General features: G+C 61.0%; 9 protein-coding genes and 1 pseudogene. 6 read left to right on the plus strand and 4 right to left on the minus strand.

The window, feature by feature from the left end; translation table 11 throughout:
• Positions 1 to 159 precede the first annotated feature (159 nt).
• From AC3ZU9_RS01420 to AC3ZU9_RS01430, 3 genes are all read left to right on the plus strand, one after another.
• On the plus strand, positions 160 to 1,362 hold the full coding sequence (locus AC3ZU9_RS01420) for a M48 family metalloprotease (protein ID WP_490090204.1): 1,203 nt from the start codon (positions 160 to 162) through the stop codon (positions 1,360 to 1,362).
• On the plus strand, positions 1,350 to 6,788 hold the full coding sequence (locus AC3ZU9_RS01425; RefSeq protein ID WP_490090205.1) for a WGR domain-containing protein: 5,439 nt from the start codon (positions 1,350 to 1,352) through the stop codon (positions 6,786 to 6,788). The genes AC3ZU9_RS01420 and AC3ZU9_RS01425 overlap by 13 nt, the downstream gene beginning before the upstream one ends.
• Before the next feature lie 211 nt (positions 6,789 to 6,999).
• Entirely contained in the window at positions 7,000 to 7,869 is an 870-nt protein-coding gene (locus AC3ZU9_RS01430) for an isocitrate lyase/PEP mutase family protein (protein ID WP_012724281.1), read from the plus strand.
• A 310-nt stretch (positions 7,870 to 8,179) separates the two neighbouring features.
• Here the strand turns inward: AC3ZU9_RS01430 and AC3ZU9_RS01435 are convergent, their stop codons facing one another.
• From AC3ZU9_RS01435 to AC3ZU9_RS01445, 3 genes and pseudogenes are all read right to left on the minus strand, one after another.
• Positions 8,180 to 8,764, minus strand: coding sequence for a methyl-accepting chemotaxis protein (locus AC3ZU9_RS01435; RefSeq protein WP_224265899.1), 585 nt, complete (start codon positions 8,762 to 8,764; stop codon positions 8,180 to 8,182).
• A gap of 3 nt (positions 8,765 to 8,767) precedes the next feature.
• Positions 8,768 to 9,535: pseudogene (locus AC3ZU9_RS01440) on the minus strand (PAS domain-containing protein); the annotation flags it as partial.
• Positions 9,536 to 9,658: 123 nt separating this feature from the next.
• Positions 9,659 to 10,147: a winged helix-turn-helix transcriptional regulator gene (locus AC3ZU9_RS01445; RefSeq protein WP_490090206.1), complete on the minus strand. Its 489-nt coding sequence runs from the start codon at positions 10,145 to 10,147 to the stop codon at positions 9,659 to 9,661.
• Between the two features lie 107 nt (positions 10,148 to 10,254).
• On the opposite strand from AC3ZU9_RS01445, the gene fabF reads away from it, so the two are divergent.
• From fabF to AC3ZU9_RS01460, 3 genes are all read left to right on the plus strand, one after another.
• Positions 10,255 to 11,523, plus strand: coding sequence for a beta-ketoacyl-ACP synthase II (gene fabF / locus AC3ZU9_RS01450; protein WP_490090207.1), 1,269 nt, complete (start codon positions 10,255 to 10,257; stop codon positions 11,521 to 11,523).
• A gap of 64 nt (positions 11,524 to 11,587) precedes the next feature.
• Positions 11,588 to 11,968, plus strand: coding sequence for a RidA family protein (locus tag AC3ZU9_RS01455; RefSeq protein WP_012724285.1), 381 nt, complete (start codon positions 11,588 to 11,590; stop codon positions 11,966 to 11,968).
• A 105-nt stretch (positions 11,969 to 12,073) separates the two neighbouring features.
• Entirely contained in the window at positions 12,074 to 14,053 is a 1,980-nt protein-coding gene (locus tag AC3ZU9_RS01460) for a peptidase U32 family protein (RefSeq protein ID WP_490090208.1), read from the plus strand.
• Here the strand turns inward: AC3ZU9_RS01460 and AC3ZU9_RS01465 are convergent.
• The gene (locus tag AC3ZU9_RS01465; protein WP_046036326.1) at positions 14,031 to 14,933 is read right to left on the minus strand and encodes a DMT family transporter; all 903 of its coding nucleotides are present in this window, start codon (positions 14,931 to 14,933) and stop codon (positions 14,031 to 14,033) included. The two genes, AC3ZU9_RS01460 and AC3ZU9_RS01465, sit on opposite strands and share 23 nt — an antisense overlap.
• Positions 14,934 to 15,022: the final 89 nt, after the last annotated feature.

Genomic DNA, 15,022 nt, shown 5'->3' on the forward strand with positions numbered 1-15,022 from the left:
GGTTTTTTCACTGAGCGGAAACATGTACTTTCACAAGTATTTTCCCCACCCCCTAGGTATGCTCCGCGTTTATTGCCGATCACTGATACTAGGATGCCAGCCCAGTCTCTGCTGCCCACGCGGTGCATGGAGCCGTATCCTCTCAAGGACGTTTGAACGATGAGTACCCCCGCGCTGGATATCAGCAGCCTGACGCCATTGCCTTACCACCAGCGCGTGGTCGACTACCTGAAAGCCCATGAACCTGTCGTGTGGGATTGGGCCTCGTCCTTGGGCGTTCAGCAGGAACATGCCCAGGATGTACGTGCGCAATTGCTGCGTGACACCTATCGCTTAAGTCCCGAGACCCATCCGCAGGCCTATCAGGCCTGTGAAACGGCATTACAGTGTTTGCAGATCAAGGCACCCGCCACCCTTTACCAGGCTGGCGACGGCGCGATGAATGCGAGCCTGTATTACCTGGCCGGTGAAGTGCATGTGGTGTTCTACGGCCCGATTCTTGAGCGGCTGGACGCCCAGGAGTTGCTGGCGCTGCTGGGACATGAGCTGGCTCATTACCGGTTATGGTCGGAGCACGGTGGCGACTTTCTCACCGCAGAGCGAATTCTCAATCACGCCATGGCCGATGTGAATACGCCGTCCAGCCTGGAACAGACGGCACGTCTATATAGCTTGCACACCGAAATCTATGCCGACCGCGGAGCGGCACTCGTGGCTAATGGGCCAGAAGCGTCGATTACCTCGCTGGTCAAGATTCACACCGGGATTGTCAGCGTGGATGCCGCCAGCTACTTGAAGCAGGCCCGAGAGCTGGATGGCAAGGACGCGCAGCTGTCCCAGGGCATTTCCCATCCGGAGACGTTTTTGCGCTCCCAGGCGGTGGACAGCTGGTGGCGGCAACTCCCGGATACGGATAGCTGGCTGGATCGGCGGTTGCGCGGGCCGTTGTCGCTCAATCGTCTGGACGTGATCGACCAGGTCGAGTTGACCGCCCTCACCCGCAGCTTTATTGCCCATTTCACCGGCTCCCCCGTGTTGCAATCAGAGGTTGTGCTCAATCAGGTGCGCGGTTTCTTTCCCGATTGGAAGGACAACGAAACGCCACTCGACCTAACGACGTTGAATGCCGAGCGTATCGACACCAGCATCCATGAATACCTGCACTTCATCATGCTCGACCTGAGTCTGGTGGACCGCGACTTGCGGGATGAAGCCCTGCTGCACGCCGCGCGCACCGCCAAGAAACTCGGCAGCGCCGATGACTTTATCAGCGTGCTCAAGCGCGATATCAAACTACCCAAACGTGAGCTCGACCCGATCGTTCGCGCGCTCAAAGCGGAGGTCGACACATGGACCCAGTAAGCCAACTCGTCACGTTCACTCAATTGCTGCAGAGCCACGATGGCGCCGCCGTACCCATCGACGATGTGTTGTTCCTGGCGCTGCCACTGCTGCGTCAGGTGGCACAACTGCATGAACTGGGACGTGTCGCCCAGCTCAGCTACCTCGATGTGCTGCAAGGGCCGGAACGCACGTTGCAACTGCGTAATCCTGAAGGTGTCCCGCCGCGGCTGGCGCTGGAAGCGATCAAGCAGGTGCAGCCCAATCCGGAATCGGCGCTGAATGTCGTCGGCAAAGTCCGCCTGACCCGGGACTCGGAAAGCGGCGTGGCCATTACCGACCTGCAACTCCAGGAGGACCTGCATCAAGCCATCGACCACCCGGTATTCCTCCCGGACCTGCACAGTTGGGAGCATCGCCTCGGGCACCACGATGAGATCACCGACATATTCCAGCTCGGTCAATTGCTGGCGTGCCTGGCATGCGGATTGGATTTCGCCGATATCAATGACCTCAAGACGTTTGCCCGGCACCGCCGCAACCTGTTCCAGCTTAATGGCCGGCTCAACCCGGTGTTGGCCAATCTGATCGTTGAGATGACTGAGCTGAACCGCCATGAGCGCGCCACGGATGTGGGCTCGCTGGCGCGGCGCCTGGAGTCTTGGCGCGAACAGCCAGCCAGCCTGGATGTAGAGCGTGTGTTGGCCCAGGCCGAAGGCCCGGCGTCGCGGCGCACGGTGGTGCTGGAACATCTGCGCAACCGGTTGTTTGACCTTTCGCGCCGCAATCGCCTGCTGTACTTCCGGCCAACCCAGGCCAACGTCAACTTGACCGTGGCCAGCGTTCCGTTGGTGATGCGCATTGAAAGTATCCGGCCCGAAGCGCTGTGCACCTGGCAACCCACCTTCGGCGGGTTCTCCGAACAAGTGCTGAGCGGCAAGCCTGTTGGACTGCAGCAATGGCTGCGGTTTGAAGACCAGACCTGGTTGCAGGCGTCGCTGGAGCGCATCATCCAAGAAACTCGACGTGATCGTGCCGAGTTCGGCTTCAGCAACTTGCGCCTGGTGGTGGCCTTCATGCGCTGGCACAACCTCAAGGACACGCCGGAAGAACGTATTGTTACCCCGCTGCTCTGGCTTCCAGTGGAGTTGAGTCGCAAAAAAGGTGTGCGTGACCAGTTCGTGTTGCAATGCGACGAAACCGAGGCGCAATTCAACCCGGTACTGCGTCATCAGTTGCGTCAGCTCTACGATATCCAGTTGCCGGAAACCGTCGACCTGCAAAAGACGTCTCTGGAAGACATCCATGCTGATATTGCGCGCCAGATCAAACTGACCGAGCCCGGCGTCGAGTTACGCCTGCAAAGCAAACCGCAAATCGAGCTGATCCACCAGAAGGCCGTGCAGCATCTGCACCACTTCCAGCGCCGTCGTGCTCGCCAGCGTTCAGCGATGCCTTTGGTCAAGCCGGATTTCAGCTACGACCGCGAAGATTTCCGTCCGCTGGGCCTGCAACTGTTCCAGCAGAAGGTACTGCCCAGTGAGTTGCCGCTGCGCCTGGCCGTAGGCGCCAAACCCGTGCTGCGCAATCAACACCCTCAGATGGTCGCCAGCAGCGCCGAAAACAGTACCTTCGCCCTGCCCGAGAACCAGGGGCATCGCTACGCCTGGGACATCGACCTGACGCAGGTGACCCTGGCCAACTTCAACTATCGCAAGATGTCGCTGGTGCGGGACTATGCGCAGTTGATCGACGAACCAGCGCAGAACGAAGCGTTTGACCGGATGTTTTCCATCGAACCTCGGGACGTCGAGGTCCAGTCCCCTGACCCCATCCCGTTGACCGAACAGTGGAACGTGGTCGCCGGTGACGCTACGCAGAATGCCGCCGTCAGCCTGGCCCGTACCGGGCGTAACTTCATCATTCAGGGGCCGCCGGGCACCGGCAAGTCCCAGACCATCACCAACCTGATCGCCGACTACGCAGGTCGCGGCCTGCGGGTGCTGTTCGTCTGTGAAAAACGTGCGGCGCTGGACGTGGTGTTCCATCGCCTGCAACAAAGTGAACTGGGCGACTTGTGCTGCCTGATCCACGACTCTCAGACCGACAAGAAGGCCTTCGTGGGCAACCTGCGCGAGTGCTATGAGCGTTGGATCGCCGGCGATGCGCAGTCGCCGCAGTTGCAAGCCCGGCGCGACACCCTGCTGGCTGGCCTGAGCCAACAACTGGGCTTGATAGAGTGTTTTGAACAGGCAATGGCTGGGGTGCCGGAGTCCTTGGCATGCTCGGTACGCGAGTTGGTACGTCATCTGATTGAACTGCCGCCCGTTGCTGCAAAGCTGCCACCCGAAGCCTTGGAGCGCTTGCCCGAATGGCGTCATTGGCAGGCCCAAAGCGAGCTGACCGGCCGTGTGTATCAAACGATCAAAGAACGTTTCGGCCTCGACAGTTTTGCACGGCATCCTTTCAGCCACTTGGCCTCAAGCCTGATTACCCACGAACATGCATATGGTCAACTCAAGGCGTTCCTTGATGAAGCCAGTGGGCTGATGGACAGTGTCGAGCCGTTCCTGGAGTCATCGTCGGGCCTGCTGTCTGGGGACACCCGCCTGGCGGATGCGTGCTTACTGACCCAGGCCGCGGAACAACTGACCAGCGCCAACCTGGCAACGCACCTCGACCTGCTGGAGCCAGGCTCGCCGGGCTCCCAAGCGTTGCACGCCGAACAGCTGGCGTTGCAGGCATTGACCGTACAGCAACACAACGCCCGTGAATCGACCCACTACTGGCGTGAAAAACTCGCGCCCCAGGATACCCAGGCTGCCCTCGACCTAGCACAGCGGTTAGAAGGCTCGCTGCTGCGTTGGCTGCAACCCGCCTGGTGGCGGCTGCGCAGTGAAGTGCAACGACGCTACGACTTCAGTCAACACGCGATTCGCCCCAGTTTCCGCAGTGTGCTCGACGGCCTGGCCGGCGAGCACCGCGCCACTGCCGAGCTGCACGTCGAGCAGCAACGCCTGCAAGGTCGCTATGGCATCCCGGATATCGACCTGTTCGTGAGCAACCTGCAAGCCCTGCTCCAGCAACTGAGCACATCACCGCTGTTGCGTCAGTGGGTCGAAGGCCTGCGGGGTAACCCGGATTCCCTGCCTGGTGTGCGCCAGGCAGCCAACCTGCGCCAGCCGGTGGCCCGCTTGGCCGAACTGGTCGCGCAACATTGTGTGTTCGACCCGGCGCCGAGCTTGAGCGAGTTGGCGGAATACCTGCGCGATCTGCGCGAAGAACTCGACGAACTGCCCGACACCCTGCCCCTGCTCAATGAGTTGCACCAGGCCGATCCTGTCTGCTTGGCGGTCGTGCAACAGTACGCCTTGGGGCACCGCGCACTGGACGGTTTGATTGCCCAGGAAAACCTGACTCGCCTGTACCGCGCCAACCCGCAGCTGGCGCGCTTCGATGGCCCGGCCTTGAGTTTGGCTGCGCGTCAGGTCAGCCAGGCTGAAAGCAGCCTGCTCAAAAGTAATGCTCACGTGCTCAGCGCTACGTTGCACCAGCGTTTTCTGGAGCATGTGAAGCAATCGGCGATGTCGGTGACTCAACTGGACGCCCAAGCCCGTGAGTTCAAGAAAGCCTACGCCAAGGGCCGTCGTGAACTGGAGCATGAGTTGGGCAAGACCATGCGCTATCGCTCTATTCGTGAAATGGCGAGTGGCGACAGTGGCCGGGTGATCAACGACCTCAAGCCCATCTGGTTGATGAGCCCGCTGTCGGTGTCCGACACCCTGCCATTGACGCCGGACCTGTTTGACGTGGTGATTTTCGACGAAGCCAGCCAGATCCCCAGCGAAGAAGCCGTGCCGGCCCTGAGCCGTGCGCAGCAGGTGATTGTGGTGGGTGACGAGATGCAGTTGCCACCGACCAACTTCTTCTCCAGCGCCGGCGACCAGGACGATAACGAACTGATTGCCATGGAGGATGGAGAACAGATCGCAATCAACCTTGATGCCGACAGCCTGCTGAGCCAAGCCGCACGTAACTTGCCGGCGACCCTCCTGGCTTGGCACTACCGCAGTCGCCACGAAGCCTTGATCAGTTTCTCCAATGCAGCGTTCTACGAAGGGCGGCTGATCACCATTCCTGACCGTCGTATCGAGCGCCCTGCCCCGGCTCACGCGGCCCTTGACTCCACGGACGCCCAGGCGGTGGTCAAGGGCGCCGACACGCTGCTGGAAAGCCCGATCAGCTTCTTGAAGATGAGCGACGGTGTCTACCTCAGCCGCAGCAATCTGGCCGAAGCACGCTATATCGCCAATCTGGTGCGTGAGCTGCTGCAACGCGAGACCGGCCTGAGCCTGGGCATCGTGGCGTTTTCCGAGGCGCAGCAAGGTGCCATTGAGCAGGCCCTGGAAGACTTGGCCAGCAGCGACTCGGCCTTTGCCACACGTCTTGAGCGCGAGTACGTGCGTGAAGATGCCGGGCAATTCAATGGCCTGTTCGTCAAGAACCTGGAGAACGTCCAGGGGGACGAGCGTGATGTGATTATTCTGAGCATCTGCTACGCGCCAGGACCAAACGGCAAGATGCTGATGAATTTCGGCCCGATCAACCAGCGAGGTGGGGAAAAACGCCTTAACGTGATCTTCAGTCGCGCCCGCAAGCGCATGGCTATCGTCTCCAGCATCGAATCCGAGGCCATCACCAACACCCACAACGACGGCGCCGCTGCACTGCGTGCGTTCCTGCAGTTTGCCCAGGCCAGTGCCACTGGGGATGCGCCGCGCTCCCAAGGTATCCTCGCCAACCTCAATCCGGGCGCCAAGCAGTCCTTTGCCGTCAGCCTGCCCAAGGACCACCTGCGCAGTGCCCTCGCCGCCGCGTTGCGCAAACGCGGGCATTCGGTCCAGGAATATGTCGGGCGTTCACAGTTCCGCTGTGACTTGGCGATCAGTGACGCCAGCGGCGAACACTTCAGCCTCGGCGTGCTGCTGGACGGCGACACCGCGGCTGCCGCTGACGTGCGTGAGCGTTACATCTTCCGCCCGACGGTACTGCGCAGTTTCGGTTGGAAGATTATCGACGTGCCCAGCCATGACTGGCTGCGCGATCCGGAAGACGTGCTCAATCGCATCGAAACGCTCCTACGGGGTGAGGAAGCCTCTGCGCTGCCAGAACCGGAACAGGCAGAGGAAACTGTCGAGATCGAGGTCGAACCGCCAATCACCCCTGAAGCGCTACCCTTGATGCGCGAATTCACCTTTGGAGACGGCAACGCCAACAAGTTCTGGCGTATTGGCGTGGCGGAGGCCGAGGTGACGGTGAATTTTGGCCGTATCGGCACCAAGGGTCAGACCCTGATCAAGTCCCTCGACAGCCCTGAACGTGCTTTGCGTGAAGCAGAAAAGCTGATCGCGGAGAAACTTCGCAAAGGGTATCAAGAGCAGGCATGAATGAGAGAAAGGCGCCCAACCCGGGCGCCGATCAACTGGCGGGCCCTGCCCGCCAATCCTGTCCGCCCTCCAACCGTAAACCCACACTCCGTACCTCCGCCCCCGCCTAATGCTGAAACGTCATCATCTCCTATTCGCCCGCATGTTAATCTCGCACCACCACGAATAGACATTGATCGTCACAAGACGATGACCAGAACCAGGAAAGCCCATGCCAAAGATTTCTCACTCAGCCCTGCGCCGCACATTCCGTGAATTGCTTGCCACCCCAACCTGCGTTGAAACCGCTTCCGTCTTTGACCCGATGTCGGCGCGTATCGCCGCTGACCTGGGTTTCGAAGTCGGCATCCTCGGTGGCTCCGTTGCCTCGTTGCAGGTATTGGCCGCACCCGATTTCGCGCTGATCACGCTGAGTGAGTTCGTCGAACAAGCCACCCGTATAGGTCGCGTTGCCCAACTGCCGTTCATTGCCGATGCCGACCACGGCTACGGCAATGCCCTTAACGTGATGCGCACCGTTGAGGAGCTTGAGCGTGCCGGTGTGGCCGCCTTGACCATTGAGGACACGCTGCTGCCTGCGCAGTTCGGGCGTAAATCCACTGACCTGATCTCCATTGAAGAAGGCATCGGCAAGGTCCGCGCCGCGCTGGAAGCGCGTGTTGATCCAGAACTGTCGATCATTGCCCGCACCAATGCTGGCGTGTTGCCGACTGAAGCGGTTATCGAGCGTACCCTGGCTTATCAGAAAGCCGGTGCCGATGGGATTTGTATGGTGGGTGTGGCTGATTTTGAGCACCTCGAGCAGATCGCGGAGAACCTGACGGTGCCGCTGATGCTGGTGACGTATGGCAACCCTAAACTGAATGACGCCAAACGTCTGGCCAGCCTCGGTGTGCGTGTAGTGGTTGCTGGTCACGGCGCCTACTTTGCCGCGATCAAGGCGACCTACGACAGCCTGCGTGCTCAGCGCCAGTTGACCCATAGCACCGATAACCTGAGCGCTACCGAGCTGACCCACACGTACACCTTGCCGGAAAACTACGTGGCTTGGGCTGAAGAGTTCATGGACGTCAAAGAGTAAGATTTAAACCGGAACGAGGGGTGCAATGCCCCTCCTTTTCCGATAACGCCTTCATCGAAAACGTCATCCAGCCCACCCGGCAAGCTCGGGAACATGACGTTGAAGCCATCACTGCCCTCCTCGGCGATTTGAATGAGCTGCGGCTGACCGTCGACTATCCGTGTGGCGAGGGAGCTTGCTCCCGTTGGACTGCGCAGCAGTCCCTTTAGAACGGGGCCGCTTCGCGCCCCAGCGGGAGCAAGCTCCCTCGCCACAGAAAGCCACCTCATAGCAAGACAGCTGCGCCCTTATAGCTAGCTCCCTCGCTACATCAGCCCACCCAGCCGACTGCGGTTTTGGGAATCACGTCTGACTCATCCAGCTTCGATGCAAACATGCTGACCGCCTCCACCGCATCACGGGTGCTGGTGCGAATCTGCAGGATCACCGAGCCCGCCTGGTCGGCCAGGTTGACGCCGCGTTGTGCGCCTTCCTGGGTCGAGCTCATGCTGCTCACCGCATCGCGGGTTTCCGAGAGAATCATCCCGATCATCTCGGCAATTTCTGCCGTTGAGCGGCTGGTCCGCCCGGCCAGTTGCCGCACTTCATCGGCCACCACCGCAAAGCCGCGCCCCTGGTCACCTGCTCGCGCGGCCTCGATGGCTGCGTTGAGTGCCAACAGGTTGGTCTGGTCGGCGATGCCGCGAATGGTGTTGACGATGGCGGTGATCTGCTCGGATCGGTCGCCCAATTGTCCCACCAGCCGTGCAGACGCGCCGATGTTGTCGGCGATGCGGCGCATTTCAGTGGCGGTCTCCTGGATCACCTGGGTGCCATGTTCGGCAAACCGCTCGGTCTCGGACGAGATATGGTAGGCCCGGGAAGCACCACGAGAGTCTTCCTCGAACTTTTCCACGCGTTCGGTGATGTCGCTGGCAAACTTGACGATCTTGACCAGCTTGCCGTCGCCGTCGTAGACCGGGTTATAGCTCGCCTCCAGCCACACCACCCGGCCATGCTTGCCCAGGCGCTTGAATTGCCCGGTGAAGAACTCGCCGTTGTTCAAGCGGCGCCAGAAGTCTGTGTATTCGCTGCTGTTGATCAGCGCCGGTTCGCAAAACAGGCGATGGTGCTTGCCTTTTATTTCTGCCAACCCATAACCCATGACGTTCAAGAAGTTTGCATTGGCGTCCAGCACCTGGCCGCTCAAATCAAATTCGATCACTGCCATTGCTCGGTCCAGCGCGGCCAGTTTGCTGCGGGTCGCCGCCTCTTGCTCGACTTTGGCGGTGACGTCCAAGGCGTACTTGACCACTTTCAGTACCTGGCCACGCTCATCCAGCACCGGGTTGTAACTGGCCTCCAGCCAGACGGTCTTGCCGTTGGCGTCCACCCGTTTGAAGGTGCCTGATACAAACCTGCCAGCCTTCAGGTCAGTCCAGAACTGGCTGTAGGCCGGGCTGCTGGTCAGCTCTGGCAGGCAGAAGTCACGGTGGGACTTGCCGGCCAATTGATCGGCGCGATAACCGAGGGTCTTGAGGAAGTTGTCGTTGGCCCGCAGCACCTTGCCGTTGAGGTCGAATTCGATCACGGCCATGGAGCGTTCCAGTGCAGCAATCAGTCCTTTGTATTCAGTGGCTTCGGCCGTCCTGGCCGCCAGTTCTGTCTTGAGTGTTGTGTTGAACATGACGTGCCCTCAGCCGTGCGGAAAAACTGGTTTCTTCATGGGCTATCGGCTGAGAAATACACGACTTTATGCGGCAAAAATGTTTATTTTCTGGCGCCAAATTATTGCTGGAAACCGCGTTATTCAAGGCTTTGCGGCGAGCGACGCCAAACGCTCGCGCATGCCGTCGCTGGCGGCCGGGCCGGCCTGCAAAACGCAGTTCTCCAACGACACGATCTGCCCCTGCTCGCTCGCCAATATCGGCTGCAGCGGACGCCCGGTGCCCCGCTCCACCAACTCGACACTGGTGCCCTCCTCGGCGTAGTGCCGATTACCCCAGGCCACCAGCGACATCAGCACCATACGAAAGTCCTCACCCTTGGCCGTCGGCACATACTCGTCGCGCGGCGGCCGCTCGCTGTAAGGCCGACGCTCCAGCATGCCGGCCTCCACCAGCGCATTAAGGCGGCGCGTCAACATATTGGGCGCGATGCCCAGGCTGCGTGAGAACTCATCGAAACGGCGTAAGCCCTGCAGCGCGTCGCGCATGATCAAGATGCTCCACCACTCCCCTACCCGCTCAAGGCTACGGGCGATGGGGCATTCGTCGCGAGTCAGGGATTTGCGTTGCATGGAAGTTCCTATCGGTCGGTGCAAAGGTGTGTGATGCCATGTTACTTTCATGATGATAGTGACGTCCATAAAGTCTGTACCCTCAACGCAACCGGAGTCGATTGATCATGAGTAAACGCATCGTTGTGACAGGCATGGGCGCTCTGACCCCATTGGGCGCTGACGTGGAGACAACCTGGCGACGCCTGTTGGCCGGGCAGTCGGGCATTCGTCGCTTGCCCCAGGCGTTGATCGGAGACCTGGCCGTGACCATCGGTGGCCAGGTCCAGAGCGTGCAGCAGGACCCCGAAGCCGGGTTTGACCCCGATCGGCTGCTGGCGGCCAAGGAACAGCGCAAAATGGACCGCTTTATCCTGTTCGCCCTGGCGGCGGCGGATGAAGCCTTGAAGCAAGCAGGCTGGACGCCTGAGACGCCCGAACAGCAGGCGCGCACGGCCACCATCATTGCCTCAGGCGTGGGCGGTTTCCCAGCGATCGCCGATGCGGTGCGTACCACCGACAGCAAAGGCCCACGGCGTTTGTCACCGTTTACCATCCCCTCCTTCCTGAGCAACATGGCCGCCGGGCATGTGTCGATCAACTACGGGTTGAAAGGCCCGTTGGGTGCACCGGTCACCGCCTGTGCTGCCGGTGTACAGGCCATCGGCGACGCCGCGCGCATGATTCGCGCCGGTGAAGTCGATGTGGCGGTGTGTGGCGGTGCCGAAGCGGCGATCCATCGGGTCAGCCTCGCCGGTTTTGCGGCGGCGCGGGCATTGTCCAGCGACTTCAATGACACGCCCGAACGCGCCTCCCGCCCTTTCGACCAGGCACGCGACGGTTTCGTCATGGGTGAAGGCGCCGGTATTCTCGTCATCGAAGCGCTGGAGCACGCCCTGGCGCGGGGCGCGCAACCGATTGCAGAGTTGGTCGGATACGGCACCAGCGCCGATGCCTATCACATGACCGCGGGCCCGGAAGACGGCGACGGTGCGCAACGCGCGATGGTGCAGGCCTTGCGTCAGGCCGGTATCAATGCGGATCAGGTGCAGTACTTGAACGCCCACGCCACCTCGACCCCGGTGGGTGACAAAGGTGAGTTGGCCGCAATCAGAACGGTCTTCGGTACGGGCGGCAGCCTGGCGATCAGTTCGACCAAATCCGCCACCGGCCACCTGCTCGGAGCGGCGGGCGGGATCGAAGCCATCTTCACCGTACTCGCCCTGCGCGACCAGGTGGCTCCGGTGACGCTCAACCTGGAAAACCCCGACGCCCTTGCTGACGGTCTGGACCTGCTGCGTGGTCAAGCCCGGCCAATGCCGATTGAGTACGCGCTGTCCAATGGCTTCGGCTTTGGCGGTGTGAATGCGAGCGTACTGTTCCGCCGCTGGGCGTAGTTTGCCCCCTCCGTCATTTTCGGGGACCATGGCGCCTTTCTGAACCTGCCAACGAGAGGCGCCCATGGCCAACCACGACCTGCACTACACCCCGGACCCGGATGCCGATTCGATTTCTTCCGACGTGATCGGCTTCAACGGCATCCTGGTGTCCACCCAGATCCCGACCCGCGCCGACGGCAGCCTGGAACTGGGCGACATCACCCAGCAGAGCGAATGCACCCTTCAAGCCCTGAAAGTCGCCCTGGAAAAGGCCGGCAGCGGCATGGACCGGGTGATGCACCTGACCATTTATCTGACGGACATGGCCGACCGCGCCGCTTTCAACGAGGTCTACAAACGCTTCTTCGCCAAGCCCTGGCCGGTGCGTGCGGCAGTTGGCGTGGCCGCGTTGGCGGTAGAGGGTATGCGCGTGGAAGTCACCGCGATGGCTGCCAAAGCCTGAGTCAGGCTCCACCAGCGGTCACAATCGGACAATGCGCGGATGCTTGTAGGGGTTTTCATCGCTACAATGCCCGCCTCGACCGTGACAAGCCTGACTAAAAAAACTATGTCCTTGCCCAAGCACCACCTGGAATTGCTCAGCCCTGCCCGCGATGTCGCCATCGCACGCGAGGCCATTTTGCACGGCGCCGACGCCATCTACATTGGCGGGCCTAGCTTCGGCGCCCGCCATAACGCCTGTAACGACGTGAGCGACATCGCTTCCCTGGTGGAATTCGCCCGCCGTTACCACGCCCGCGTCTTCACCACCATCAACACCATCCTGCACGACAACGAACTGGAACCCGCGCGCAAGCTGATCCATCAGCTCTACGACGCCGGTGTCGACGCGTTGATCGTGCAAGACCTGGGCGTGATGGAGCTGGATATTCCGCCCATCGAGCTGCACGCCAGCACCCAGACCGACATTCGCACCCTCGCCCGCGCCAAGTTTCTCGACCAGGCCGGTTTCTCGCAGTTGGTATTGGCCCGTGAGCTGAACCTGCAAGAGATCCGCGCCATTGCCGACGAAACCGAGGCCGCCGTTGAGTTCTTCATCCACGGCGCCCTGTGCGTGGCATTCTCCGGCCAGTGCAACATCTCGCACGCGCAGAACGGCCGCAGCGCCAACCGTGGCGATTGCTCCCAGGCCTGCCGCCTGCCGTACACCTTGAAAGATGACCAGGGCCGCGTCGTGGCCTTTGAAAAGCACTTGCTGTCGATGAAAGACAACAACCAGAGCGCCAACTTGCGCGCCCTGGTCGAAGCCGGCGTGCGTTCGTTCAAGATCGAAGGCCGCTACAAGGACATGGGCTATGTGAAGAACATCACCGCCTATTACCGTCAGCGCCTCGACGAGATTCTCGAAGACCGCCCGGACCTGGCCTGTGCTTCCAGCGGCCGCACCGCGCACTTCTTCTTGCCCGACCCGGAAAAAACGTTCCACCGTGGCAGCACCGACTATTTCGTCAGTGACCGCAAGATCGACATCGGCGCCTTCGACACCCCGACCTTCACCGGCCTGCCGGTGGGCGTGGTGGAAAAAGCCGGCAAGCGCGACCTGCAAGTGGTCACCCATGAGCCGCTGTCCAATGGCGACGGCCTGAATGTGCTGGTCAAACGCGAAGTGGTGGGTTTCCGCGCCAACATCGCCGAGCCTAAAGGTGAGTTCGAGGAAGACGGCGAGAAGCGCTACCGCTACCGCGTCGAGCCGAATGAAATGCCGGCCGGCCTGCATCAACTGCGCCCGAACCACCCGCTGAACCGCAACCTCGATCACAACTGGCAACAGGCGCTGTTGAAGACCTCGTCCGAACGCCGTATCGGCCTGTCCTGGGTTGCTCGTTTGCGTGAAGAGCAGCTTGAAGTCATCGCCACCAGCGAAGAAGGCATCAGCGCCAGCGTCACCCTGCCCGGCCCGTTTGGTGTGGCCAACAAGCCGGAACAGGCGCTGGACACCCTGCGTGACCTTCTCGGCCAACTGGGCACTACCGAGTACCACGCGACCCACATTCAGCTGGATGCGCCGCAAGCGTTTTTCATCCCCAATTCGCAGCTCAAGGCCCTGCGCCGTGAAGTGATCGAGGCGCTGACCACTGCTCGCATCGCCGCTCACCCACGCGGTGGCCGCAAGGCCGAAACCTCGCCGCCGCCGGTCTACCCGGATGCGCACCTGTCGTTCCTGGCCAATGTCTACAACCAGAAAGCCCGTGATTTCTACCACCGGCACGGTGTGAAGCTGATCGACGCCGCCTTCGAAGCCCACGAAGAAACCGGCGAAGTCCCGGTGATGATCACCAAGCACTGCCTGCGCTTCTCGTTCAACCTGTGCCCTAAACAGGCTAAGGGTGTGACGGGCGTGAAGACCAAGGTCGCGCCGATGCAGTTGATCCACGGCGACGAAGTGCTGACCCTGAAGTTCGACTGCAAACCCTGCGAGATGCACGTGGTAGGCAAGATCAAGGGGCACATCCTCGGGCTACCGCAGCCGGGCAGCGTGGTGGAGCATTTCAATCCGGAAAATATCATCTTTCAGGGCACGCACTAACCCTGCGGGAGCGGGGCCACCACCAGCCCCGCTGCAACCCTGCAGCCGCCAATAGAATGGCCACCACCCCCAGCCATTGCAGCCAGCCCAGGCGATGCCCGAAGGCGATCCAATCAACGAAGATCGCCGCAATCGGGTAGATAAACGACAGCGCGCCGGTAATGGCCGTGGGCAGCTTCTGGATCGCCCCGTACAGCAATACATACATCAAGCCGGTGTGTACCACGCCGAGCGTCACCACTGCCGTCCAGGCGTTGGTCGAGTCCGGCAGGCTATGCCAAGGCACCCTCGGCGCGAGTAACAGCGCGCCGGTGGTCACCTGGATCAACGCCATCAAATGCGGCGGCACTTCTTTTAGACGTTTGATGATCAGCGCCGCTATGGCGTACAGGAAGGCCGCGCCCAATGCCAATGCGATGCCTGCCAGGTAATCGTCGCCGGTCTGTTGATCGCCATGCGCGGTGACAATCGCCAGCATCCCCAGGAACGCCACGCTCAGCCACGCCAATTTCTGCACGGTGATCTTTTCACCCAGGAACAGCGCTGCCAGCATCACCAACAAGAACGGCTGCACGTTGTACACCGCCGTGCTGATGGCAATCGACGCGCGGGAATAGGATTCGAACAACAGCAGCCAGTTGCCGACTATCGCCACGCCGCTGAGCATCGCCAGGCCCAACGTGGCCCAACTCAGCAGGTCCAGGCGCAAGTAGCCCAGCAGTGCGCACACCAGCAACAGTGTCAGGCCGCCGATGACACAGCGCCAGAACACCACCTCGATCACCGACACGCCGGAGACCAAGACAAACCAGCCAATGGTGCCCGAGATCAGCATGGCGGCGACCATTTCCCACGACCCGCGACGGATAGATGTATCCATGATTGAGGCTCCTCAAGTGAGGCTCAAGTATGGCAATCTGCGGGTCAGTGGCTCCAGCGACTAAAAAAGGCAAAACCGCCAGATCACCT

The organism is Pseudomonas sp. A39 (assembly GCF_058145955.1).

What these genes read in the sequence shown, in the direction of transcription:
- AC3ZU9_RS01420 (WP_490090204.1), top strand. Translation starts at nt 160, where the DNA reads ATGAGTACCCCCGCGCTGGATATCAGCAGCCTGACGCCATTGCCTTAC.
- AC3ZU9_RS01425 (WP_490090205.1), top strand. Translation starts at nt 1,350, where the DNA reads ATGGACCCAGTAAGCCAACTCGTCACGTTCACTCAATTGCTGCAGAGC.
- AC3ZU9_RS01430 (WP_012724281.1), top strand. Translation starts at nt 7,000, where the DNA reads ATGCCAAAGATTTCTCACTCAGCCCTGCGCCGCACATTCCGTGAATTG.
- AC3ZU9_RS01445 (WP_490090206.1), bottom strand. Translation starts at nt 10,147, where the DNA reads ATGCAACGCAAATCCCTGACTCGCGACGAATGCCCCATCGCCCGTAGC.
- fabF (WP_490090207.1), top strand. Translation starts at nt 10,255, where the DNA reads ATGAGTAAACGCATCGTTGTGACAGGCATGGGCGCTCTGACCCCATTG.
- AC3ZU9_RS01455 (WP_012724285.1), top strand. Translation starts at nt 11,588, where the DNA reads ATGGCCAACCACGACCTGCACTACACCCCGGACCCGGATGCCGATTCG.
- AC3ZU9_RS01460 (WP_490090208.1), top strand. Translation starts at nt 12,074, where the DNA reads ATGTCCTTGCCCAAGCACCACCTGGAATTGCTCAGCCCTGCCCGCGAT.
- AC3ZU9_RS01465 (WP_046036326.1), bottom strand. Translation starts at nt 14,933, where the DNA reads ATGGATACATCTATCCGTCGCGGGTCGTGGGAAATGGTCGCCGCCATG.